1 protein-coding gene is annotated in these 523 nt (G+C 69.4%); it reads left to right on the plus strand.

Translation table 11 applies throughout. The features are described 5' to 3' along the window. A partial coding sequence (locus ACUN9Y_RS22185) for an RHS repeat domain-containing protein (RefSeq protein WP_445462910.1) occupies window positions 1-523 on the plus strand: 523 nt, incomplete at both ends.

Raw genomic sequence — 523 nt, forward strand, 5'->3', positions numbered from 1 at the left:
CGCCAGACCAAGCGCCAATGGCACTACGCCGACAATGGCCTGCTGACGGCCACCGACGACAGCCTGCGCGGCACCACCCGCTACGGCTACGACCCGCTGGGGCGGTTGCGTCAGGCCGTCTCGCCCATCCACGACGAACGCTTCGCCTTCGACCCCGCGGGCAACCTGGTGGACCCCGACGATAGCACCGGCAAGAACGAGGGCACGGACAAGAACGAGAACAGCTCCCTGGCGACGCGCTGGGCCAGCGGCCGAGAAACCGGTCAGCGTAGCTGGGTCGACTACCCCAACGCCCCCAAGCTGTCGCCGGCCATGGGCAACCTGCTCAAGCGCTACGCCGGCACCCACTACCACTACGACGCCTTCGGCAACCTGACCCGGCGCATCGCGCCCAACGGCCACACCTGGCACTACCAGTACAACGCCGAGCACCGGCTGACCGAGGCCAGCCTCTACCACCAGGCCCCCGCCGCCGGCGACGATGCCGTGCCCGTGACCCAGGCCCAGTACGCCTACGATGGCC

The organism is Halomonas sp. V046 (genome assembly GCF_052645355.1).